Here is a 9,702-nt window from a genome sequence, read left to right on the forward strand (position 1 = left end):
CTTGAAAGCTACGCAGATGTCTACAATCTCCTGGAATACCGAGGGACCAAACCTGGTGGTGGCGGGTGATAACCTGCCGGTGTTGCGGGGGCTGCCGGACCAGTCATTTCAACTTATTTATATAGATCCTCCGTTCAACACGGGGAAAGTGCAGTCGCGTCAGTCCCTGAAAACGGTGCGTACCGATGCGCCGGTTACCGGTTCTCGAGTGGGGTTTCAAGGCCAGACCTATGAAACCGTGTGTGGGAAAGTCACCGCCTATAACGATAGTTTTACCGATTATTGGGGTTTCTTAGAGCCTCGCTTAGAGGAGGCGTGGCGTTTGCTGGCCCCCACCGGGACGTTATACCTGCATCTGGACTATCGTGAGGTTCACTATGCAAAAGTGTTGTTGGATGCGCTGTTTGGGCGGGATTGTTTCCTGAATGAAATCATTTGGGCGTATGACTACGGCGGGCGTTCCAAACGGAAATGGCCAGCCAAGCATGACAATATCCTCGTCTACGTTAAAGACCAAAAAAGGTATTATTTTGATTCTGAGTCTGTGGACCGCGAGCCGTATATGGCTCCTGGCTTGGTGACTCCGGAGAAAGCCGCGCGGGGTAAGCTCCCGACTGACGTGTGGTGGCACACTATTGTTTCTCCCACAGGCAAGGAAAAGACGGGATACGCTACGCAAAAGCCCGAAGGGATTTTGCGGCGTATCGTCCAGGCTTCGAGCCGTCCGGGGGATTGGGTCTTGGATTTTTTCGCAGGTTCCGGCACGACCGGGGCGGTCGCGGGCCAGCTGGAGCGTCGCTTCGTGCTGATAGATGAAAACCCGGAAGCGATTGCGGTTATGCGCCACCGGTTCAACCGGGCGAACATTTCAGTGGAGTTTCTATCGGAGTAAAGGCTCGGCTCGTGAACTTGGAATTACCGAAAATTACCCGACGGCGCAGTCCCGAAGTGCTGGCGCCGGCGGGAAACTTGCGGGTGCTGAAAACTGCGGTGGATTTCGGAACTGACGCGGTGTACTGCGGCGGGGCAGAGTTTGGGATGCGAGCCGCTCCGAAAAACTTTACGTTAGAGGATTTTGAACAGGGCGTTCGCTATGCTCATGCCCGCGATGTCCGGGTGTATGCCACCGTGAATATCATTCCCGGTAACTCTGAGGTGGCAGGAATGAATGCTTACCTGGGGGCGCTGGCGGAAATCGGGGTGGATGCGCTCATTGTCACGGACATCGGGATCCTCATGGCAGCGCGCCAAATTGCCCCGCACACGGAGATACATATTTCTACTCAAGCAGGGGTGATGAATTATCAGGCTGCCGCCGCTTTGTATGAACTGGGAGCAAAACGCGTCGTTTTGGCCCGCGAGATGAGCCTGCCGGAAATTCGAGAAATGCGCGCCAAGATTCCCGCTGACCTTGAGATTGAGGCTTTCGTGCACGGTTCCATGTGCATGGCATTTTCGGGGCGCTGTCTCATTTCCAAATACACCACGGGACGGGATGCCAATCACGGGGACTGCGCCCAAAGCTGTCGATGGAAATACCATGTGGTTGAGGAAAAACGCCCCGGCGAGTTTTTCCCCGTTGAAGTGACCGAGGGCGGCACCTACCTGTTTAATTCTCAGGATTTGAACATGCTGGCACACGTTGATGAGGTCATTGCCGCCGGGGTTACCAGTCTTAAAATCGAAGGTCGTGCTAAGGGCGAGTATTACGTCGCGGCTCTCACCAATGCTTATAAAACTGCGGTCACTACCTACCTGAACGGAAGGGAAAACGTGACCGAACCGGCTTGTGACGGCGCTTTTGCCCTGCCCGAATGGGTCTTGCAGGAACCGTATAAAGTAACCCACCGAGAATACGGCACCGGCTTTTTCTACCCCGAAACACCTGCGACAGAAAGTGTTACCCGAGGAGGGTATATTAGTGATTGGCTTTGGTTAGGAACCGCAGTTGATTACGATGCCGCCGCGCAGCGCCTGACTGTGCTGTCTCGCAACAAGATTGTGCCCGGACAGCAGGTAGAGTTCTTGATTCCGGGAACCGAGCCGATTCTATTCGAGATTCCCCCCGCGGGGATACGCGACGAAGCGGGAGAAACGGTGAGTGAAATCAATCACCCGGCCCACGAGTTTTCCTTCCCCTGCGAGCGGGCGATTCCTCCCGGTGCCATGCTGCGCGGAAAAGCTCGCTAATGCGGCTGCGCCGAGTGCTTGGGGGATAAGGCCGCGTGTAGTTTTGGAAATAGAGTTCAATCTGGGCTTGGGCTAGGGTGTAAGGGTGCACATTGAGTATCAAAATGATTTGAAACCCGGTCAAGCCGAAATCTTGGTTCGCGAGCTGCTGGAAGTCTCTTTCGGACCCGAAGAACTGGGGAATCCCGGTGATTTGATTCAGCAGCTAACAGGTGGGGAACTTCAGGTATTCTCCGCGTGGGACGGTTCGCGGCCTTTGGGCGCGGCTATCGGTTGGTTCGCCACCGCAGAAATCACGATGCTCAGTTGGTTGGCAGTCAGTCCCTTGACTCGTGGACGCGGCGTAGGCTCTGAGCTGTTTCAACAGGCTATTTCGCAGTGGGAATCGCGCCACAACCCTCTCTTGATTCTGGGAGAAGTGGAAAATCCTCACCAGCATGTAGCCTCTGAACAGTACGGCGACCCGCGTCGGCGGTGGGCGTTTTATCAACGATTGGGCGCTAAACACCTGGACTTTCCTTTTGAGATGCCCCGACTCAGCCCGGACGTACCGGTGGGCGAAGACATGTGGCTGGTGAGTTTTGCCGGCCGGGCGCACAGCGCTATTGACCCGAAAACTGGCGAGCTTTCCGGTCTGGGGGTGGGCAGTGCCCTGCGGGAATTCCTGGATACCTACCTGAAAGACAGCGCCGAGACATGCGACGCGAACAGCAACTACCGTCCGCCGGTGGAGCGGATGTTGGACGCAGCCGCGCAACTCGACTAGTTTTAGGCCCGCGGTAGCATCGACAACTACGATAGTTGCCAGGATTTTCGTATGTAACGCGGCCTAAAGCGTGGGATCGGCGGTGAGAATTTCCGCGACCTCGGCACGTGTGGGGGAGTAGGCTCCGACCTTGCTGACCGTGAGTCCCGAAGTGATGGTGGCGCGGTGCAAAGCCGCCTGTACGTCACTCAGCCGGGCTTGCCGCAGGCGCTGTTTGGCTGGCGCCGAGCCGAGCAGTCCATCGTCCAGTAACCCCGAAATCAGCCCCGCCATGAAAGAATCCCCGGCACCCACGGTGTCAGCGACCTCGATATTGAGCGGATCAACCACCAACATATCCCGGTCATTGGCGCAAAGTGCATAGGAACCCCACGGTCCGCGGGTAGCGACAATCAGACCCGGCCCCATCTCTTTCCATTTGTGCAGTACGGACTCGAGGGTAACGTCATCACCGTAGAGCCAGGCAACGTCCTCATCGCTGGCTTTCACCACATCGGCCAGGCTGATGATTTCCTCGATTTGAGGACGCACTTGCTCGGGGCTGCCCATCAGCGAAGGTCTAATATTCGGGTCATAGCTGACGGTTCCCCGGATTGCCATGGACTTAACCGCGCTCATTACGGCAGAAGCGCCGGGCGCGAGCGTAGCTGCGAAACTGCCGGTATGCAGGTGGCTAAGCTGAGTTGCGTCCGGCAGCGGCGGCACTTGCCAATCCAGCTCGAAGTCGTAGGTCGCCCGACCGGCGGAGTCAATATGGGCGTTAGCAATCGGCGTTTTCTCGGCGTTAGCGCTGCCCGCGACAATGTCTACCCCGGCGGAGTGCAGATGCTTTTCGAGGCTGTGACCGCGGGCGTCATTTCCCCACCAGGAAGCGAGTGTGGTGGGGTGTCCCAAACTGGCCAAACCGCACGCCACATTGAAGGGGCTACCGCCGACTTTTTCTTCAACCTCGCCGGCGCGCTCAATGACGTCAATGAGTGCTTCGCCCAAGCACAGTATCGGCAAACACGTTGAGTTCGTTTCTGTCATGATTATTACTCCACACTTAGTAGATTGGACATTTCTGCCAGCAGAATGTCCTTCGTTTCCGGCATAACTTTCAGCACCCACAGCAATTGAGCGCACATACCAATCAAGAATACTAGGAATGACCAGCCGCCGCCGAGGAACGCAATATTCCTGGGCGGCACGTGGGTAAGTGTTCCCTAGGTTATTTCGATTTTTAGATTCGGTCTGGGTTGATATTTGTTCCAAAATAGCGGCCAGTGGCGCACCAGTCCTTCGCTGAGCTTTTCGGGTCGTTCTCGCTATGTGTCTTAGATGATTGGCTCCTTTTCAATCCTTAGTGGTGTAGGCCTCCCGGTGGGCGTAATGGAAGACCGCCCACCGGGAGATACCGATTCAGAAAGGAAAAAAGGAATCGGTGGCCTACAAACTTGTGAATAGTTGGTCCGGGGCGGATTGGTGTGCGTATTCTCGGGCGATCATTGCTTTCGGGATTAGGCGGAGTAGTAGTCCGGTGTCGTTGTAGTCGTTGTCTGTCCCATCTATGTCTTCGATGTATTCGGGAACCAGGTCTAGGCCGTATACTGGTAGGGGGTCGTCGTTGGTCATGAGTGATAGTCCCATGCAGGCTCCGGTGAGGAAACCGAGTTCCATGGGTGCGCCGTGGCACAGAATGGCTCGGTTTAGGGCTTCCGCGTAGGAGATTTCGTCGCGTAGTGCGCATAGGGCGTACCAGGAGGCGACTTGGGCGGCCTGGGCGGCGGAGGTGACCTGTAAATCATCGAGTTCGGAGGGATTCAGTTCGGTTGAGGCTTCGTCTAGGGCGCTGTCTGATTCGGATTCGCCATAGATTACGCTGTGTACCCGGTAGGCCCATTCCAGTGCGGCCTCAAGGTCTTGGGGTGCTGAGGAAAAACTCTCGATGACTTGTTCCACTTCCGTGCGCAGCTCGCTCCATTCAGAGAAAATCGGAGCCAAAGCTCCCGCTATCACTAAGGCGCCCGCCCCTTTCCCGGGGGGTTCCATGGTGGCGGGGAGAAACCGAAACACCATATTGGCGGGATTGTCGGGAACATGGATATAGCAGCGGTAGAGTCCTTCCAGTTCCTGTACCAGGTCTCCCCAGTAAGGACTGTAGTAGTCTGGGTCGGTTTCGTATGGTAGCCAGGTCCATTCTTCAGGGGTAAGGGGTCGGGGTGTCATGTCGGGGGGAAAGTATTTGTCCGCGACCAGTTCACCGAATGCCCCGTGCATCAGATAGCCCTGGGCACGATCTAGAGTCAAGATGTCCATGATGATTACTCCTGTTCTGTCGAATCCGCTTCTACATCTGGGATTTGGTCAATCGAAATGTCTGCATCGCAATATTCCAGGGGGCACGATGTCCATGAATCATGAAAAAATCGGATTATCTGGACACCTTCGGGTAGCAAGTAACGGGCTTTGACCGTCCCCGCGACGTAGCGGGCGCACAGCGCTAGATGGTTCATGAAAATGTCACAAACCAGTTCGTAGCCCAGATTTTTCATCAAGATTTTGGCGATCTGTTTATGAGTGATGTAGTCCGCATCGCCGATTTCATATTTCACCTGGTTGAAAGCGTAATCCGAACTCATCGGTCCGCATATATGTTCACCAGGACTGGCGGTTATCGGAATCAAGGGAAGAGCCGAACCTTCATCGGGAACAGTCGGTTCCACGGCCGGTGGTAATTCAACCGGTGCTGGAGCCGTTTTCGTATCCAAAGTCGCTAACATCACGATCTACCTCCTCACACTGCCGCCGGGATTTCCGGCGACGATTCAATAGTACGAGTGACCCCGAACGCGAAAAATCAAGAGTTTCATTTGCTGAAATACCAACAAAAAAGTCAATCTACAAACATTTGCCGCGAACCTCACAAAAGCAACAAACACCTCGGGTGGGCACGCTGAAGCGTGCCGGGTTTTGTTTCTGCTTGTTTTTGAGAAAATTTGGAACATGTCATAGAGGCATTCATAGGTTTTAAGGGTTGCGTGGTTCAGATGGCTGTTGACCGTTTGTGCCAGGATGGCTCGTATTCACGCCGAGAAGTATTCCGCATATGGGGTGCGTAAAATTTGGCACGCGATGCGTCGGGTTGGTGTTTTGGCCGTTGCAAACCGTCAGACTAATGCGCCTAACCGGTGTGAAAAGTGTGATTAGGGAGCGCAAACTCCTAACTATAAGGCTCGCTAAAATAATTGATAACCGCCCTGATTTAGTCAATCGTAATTTTCAGCGCGGCAGAACCTAACCAGCTATGGGTAGCCGACATCACAGCAAAGACAGCCAAACATGCGGCCGTGACTACAGCCCTCGACGATCTCACGGGCGAACCTGTGAGCGAGTTCCGCCCCTCACAGTGGAGCGCACTCATCGACACGCCATCGTAGGCGAGGATACGATCCGGTTCGTATTCCACACCGGTGAACAGGTGAGCATAGTCCTGCAAGGGTGATGCTCGTATCGGTTTACGTGCACGGCTAGGCACACCTCCCAGAAATTTGATAAGGTTAGCCTTGCCTAAGAAGGATGGTGTTTACGTGAACGATAGTGTAACGGATCAGGTTGTTGAAGGTGAGTATGGGTCCGCGAAGGAAAAATCTGTCGCTGGCCAGAACGCGATTCGTCAGCTATCGCAGCCGGTGAAAGGCAAGCTGTTCGTCGCGCAGGTTTTGGCTTTTCTCTCTGGTGTGTTGGCTATTGCCCCGTATGTGGCTCTGGTGGAGCTTGGCAGAGAACTTATGCAAGACCAGGTGGACCCGGCGCGGGTGAACTGGATCGTGATGCTCCTCGTCAGCGCATACATGACCCGGTTGACCTTATATTTTGTTGCATTGGGCGTGACGCATTTTATTGACCTGTCGTTGCGTAATCAGATGCGTCGGCAAATTGCCGCCCGAATGTCGACTGCTCCGCTGTCGTGGTTTACCCGCGAGGGTGAGGGGAAGATTCGCAAGACCATTCAGGATGATACGGCCACGGTGCACACAGTAATCGCGCACGGGCCGATAGAGAAACTGAACGCGATCGTATCCCCGCTCGCCTTGTTGATGTATGCGTTTGTGGTGGATTGGCGACTCGCGTTGCTGTCGATTGCGACGATCCCGCTTTATGTGGGCATGTATGGTACGTCGATGCGTGGGATGAATGAGAAGACCGCGCAAATGGACACCAAGCTCGCTCAGGTTTCGGCAACGATGGCCGAGTTCGTTGCCGGTATCTCAGTGGTGAAAGCGTTCGGCAAGGTCGGCCAAGCACATAAAGCCTATTTAGATGCAGCTAACGAGTTTTCTAAGTTCTACCGGGCTTGGTGTATGCCGCTGGTGTCGATGTCGGTCGCCTCATTTTCGTGGGTGTCAATCCCGGTGTTGTTGATCGTGAACCTTGGCGGTGGCGCGTTGATGATGAACGCCGGTTGGGTGAGCATCTACGAGGTGATAACGACCACGTTGATCGCCTTGGTGCTGCCGGGAGCGTTGATGGCAGTCGCAACCATCGCCTGGTCGTACCAGCTCGCAGGGTCTGCGGCAGTGAGGCTGGTGAACGTCATGGAGCTACCGGCATTGCCTCAGCCCAATGCGCCGCAGACACCACACGGTCATGATATCGAGATTCGGGGTGTGTCGTATGCCTATGACGACACCCAGGCATTAGACGAGGTAAGCCTGAGCATTCCGGCAGGCACAGTGACCGCGCTGGTTGGCCCGTCGGGTGCGGGCAAATCGACGTTGGCAAGTCTAATGGCCCGCTTCGATGACCCGGACGCTGGCATGATCACTATCGGCGGGGTTGATCTAAAGAACATTTCCCAGGATGTGTTGTATTCGACGGTTGCATTCGTTCTGCAAGATGCACAGCTTATTCGTGACACCATCCACAACAACATTTCCCTGGGCGCGCCAGACGCAACCTTGGATCAGGTGCGGCAGGCGGCGCGGGCAGCGCAGATCGACGAGTTCATCATGAGCCTGCCAGATGGTTACGACACCGTGTTGGGGGAGGACACCCACGTTTCGGGCGGGCAGGCAGCCCGTATCGCGATCGCCCGGGCGCTCATGGTTGATGCCCCAGTGTTGGTGCTGGACGAGGCGACGGCGATGGCGGACCCGGAATCGGAATCGAAAATCCAACAAGCTCTCTCGACTCTTGCCAAAGGCAGAACCGTGATTGTGATCGCCCACCGACTGGCCTCGATCAGAGGGGCAGACCAAATCGTCGTCATGGAACGCGGGCGCATTGCTGTGGTCGGTAAACACGACGAGCTGTTGGGTAATGCGCACTATCAGGCACTTCTTGCCCAAGGTGCATGCGAGGAGATGACACGATGAATCAACTATTGCTACCACGCTTTAAGCGTTTGATGGAACCCCCCTCGTGGCGAGACCTCTCGGTCGGTCAAGCGTGGGGTGCGGTCTCAGGACTGTGTCACGGCTTTGCCCTGCTGACTCTGCTTCCCGCAGCAAGTGCCCTAGCAACCGGAATGCCGGTGTGGGGGCTGTCGTTTTCGGGCTGGCTCATCGCCTTGGTGGTAATCGCGATGCTGGGCGTGGGCACGGAGTTTTATGGCATGCGCACCGGCTATATCGGCGCGCTCGGATTCATTCACGACGTCCACCAAGCGGTCGGCAACAAGGTAGCCCGCCTACCGTTGGGAGTGTTCGATTCGGGTAGCTCTGGACGGCTGTCGCGCATGGTCACCCAGGAAATGATGAACCTGGGCGAGTCGGCGGCACATTTCATTTTCTCCCTCGTCCAAAAACTCTCAGCCGTGCTCGTAGTCACTGTGGGAACCTGGTTCTGGGATTGGCGGCTGGGACTGACCTTGACGATCGCCTTCCCAATCATGCTCGCCTTCCTCCATATCTCCCGCGTGCTTCTTGATAAAGGTAAGAAGGTTTCCGAACCAGCCGAGTCAGAGTTGGCGGCTCGCATGGTCGAATTCGCCACCTGCCAAGGCGCGCTGCGCTCCTGCCATGTCGCCGACGACTACCCGGCCCTTGATCGGGCATTCAAACAGGCTGACCGCAAAAGCCGCAAAGCATTGTGGATCGAAACATTAGCGAACCTGATAAACGGAATGTTCGTCCAAGCCCTTGTCGTGGTAATGATTTGGCTGACCGCCCAACTCGCCCTCGGCGGGCAGATGAATGCGTTGAACGCTGTGGTCACCATCGGCATGTGCCTGCGGTTCACCACCATGCTCCAAGACATCGGTGGCTGCATGACCGGGCTGGAAGAACGCCGTCAGCAGATGAATCACGTCGACAAGGTCATGGACGCTCCCGAACTGTCCGAACCCGATGTCTCCACACCGGTGAGCGCTCCTGGTGATGTTCGTTTCGAGGACGTCACCTTCGGCTACGATCCGGACACCCCGGTTCTCCGTGATATTTCCTTCCATGTCCCGCAAGGCGGCATGTGTGCCCTGGTTGGTCCATCTGGGTGCGGGAAGACGACGATCGCCCGGTTGGTTGCACGTTTCTGGGATGTGCAGTCCGGCAGCGTGCGCGTTGGCGGGGTTGATGTGCGCGAGCAAACCATCGAAGACCTGATGCGCCAGGTGTCTCTCGTCTTCCAAGACGTCTACTTATTCAATGACACGCTCGAGGCCAATATTCGCCTTGGTAACCCAGAAGCTACCGATGAAGAGATTCGATGGGCGGCTGACCTGTCGGGCGTGACGGAAATCGTCAACCGCCTCCCAGACGGCTGGAATT

The 9,702-nt window shown here is 55.8% G+C and carries 9 protein-coding genes; 5 read left to right on the plus strand and 4 right to left on the minus strand.

From position 1 onward, the window contains the following. Positions 1 to 16: 16 nt before the first annotated feature. From RQ935_RS08900 to RQ935_RS08910, 3 genes are all read left to right on the plus strand, one after another. Entirely contained in the window at positions 17 to 892 is an 876-nt protein-coding gene (locus tag RQ935_RS08900; RefSeq protein ID WP_295027486.1) for a site-specific DNA-methyltransferase, read from the plus strand. Between the two features lie 11 nt (positions 893 to 903). Next, positions 904 to 2,190, plus strand: a complete 1,287-nt coding sequence (locus RQ935_RS08905) for a U32 family peptidase (RefSeq protein WP_295027485.1) — start codon at positions 904 to 906, stop codon at positions 2,188 to 2,190. Positions 2,191 to 2,275: 85 nt separating this feature from the next. After that, positions 2,276 to 2,956 carry a GNAT family N-acetyltransferase gene (locus RQ935_RS08910; protein WP_295027484.1) on the plus strand — a complete coding sequence of 227 codons (681 nt, stop codon included), beginning with the start codon at positions 2,276 to 2,278 and terminating at the stop codon, positions 2,954 to 2,956. 63 nt (positions 2,957 to 3,019) lie between these two features. Here RQ935_RS08910 and RQ935_RS08915 read toward each other — a convergent pair whose 3' ends face one another. From RQ935_RS08915 to RQ935_RS08930, 4 genes are all read right to left on the minus strand, one after another. Then, complete coding sequence (locus RQ935_RS08915) at positions 3,020 to 3,985, minus strand: carbohydrate kinase (protein ID WP_311498062.1); 966 nt, start codon at positions 3,983 to 3,985, stop codon at positions 3,020 to 3,022. A 5-nt stretch (positions 3,986 to 3,990) separates the two neighbouring features. Beyond that, positions 3,991 to 4,146: a hypothetical protein gene (locus RQ935_RS08920; protein WP_311498063.1), complete on the minus strand. Its 156-nt coding sequence runs from the start codon at positions 4,144 to 4,146 to the stop codon at positions 3,991 to 3,993. A gap of 238 nt (positions 4,147 to 4,384) precedes the next feature. Then, complete coding sequence (locus RQ935_RS08925) at positions 4,385 to 5,254, minus strand: hypothetical protein (RefSeq protein WP_311498064.1); 870 nt, start codon at positions 5,252 to 5,254, stop codon at positions 4,385 to 4,387. A 5-nt stretch (positions 5,255 to 5,259) separates the two neighbouring features. Beyond that, positions 5,260 to 5,721 (minus strand): hypothetical protein, encoded by a 462-nt coding sequence (locus RQ935_RS08930; RefSeq protein ID WP_311498065.1) that lies wholly within the window; start codon positions 5,719 to 5,721, stop codon positions 5,260 to 5,262. Between the two features lie 804 nt (positions 5,722 to 6,525). Here RQ935_RS08930 and RQ935_RS08935 point away from each other — a divergent pair. Continuing rightward, entirely contained in the window at positions 6,526 to 8,313 is a 1,788-nt protein-coding gene (locus tag RQ935_RS08935) for an ABC transporter ATP-binding protein (RefSeq protein WP_311498068.1), read from the plus strand. Positions 8,314 to 8,321: 8 nt separating this feature from the next. Then, a partial coding sequence (locus RQ935_RS08940) for an ABC transporter ATP-binding protein (RefSeq protein ID WP_311498073.1) occupies positions 8,322 to 9,702 on the plus strand: 1,381 nt, incomplete at its 3' end.

It is taken from the genome of uncultured Mobiluncus sp. (genome assembly GCF_963511525.1).
GTDB lineage: Bacteria > Actinomycetota > Actinomycetes > Actinomycetales > Actinomycetaceae > Mobiluncus.

Excerpts from the sequence above, each read along its gene's own strand:
- RQ935_RS08900 (WP_295027486.1), top strand. The coding sequence starts at position 17 with ATGTCTACAATCTCCTGGAATACCGAGGGACCAAACCTGGTGGTGGCG.
- RQ935_RS08915 (WP_311498062.1), bottom strand. The coding sequence starts at position 3,985 with ATGACAGAAACGAACTCAACGTGTTTGCCGATACTGTGCTTGGGCGAA.
- RQ935_RS08925 (WP_311498064.1), bottom strand. The coding sequence starts at position 5,254 with ATGGACATCTTGACTCTAGATCGTGCCCAGGGCTATCTGATGCACGGG.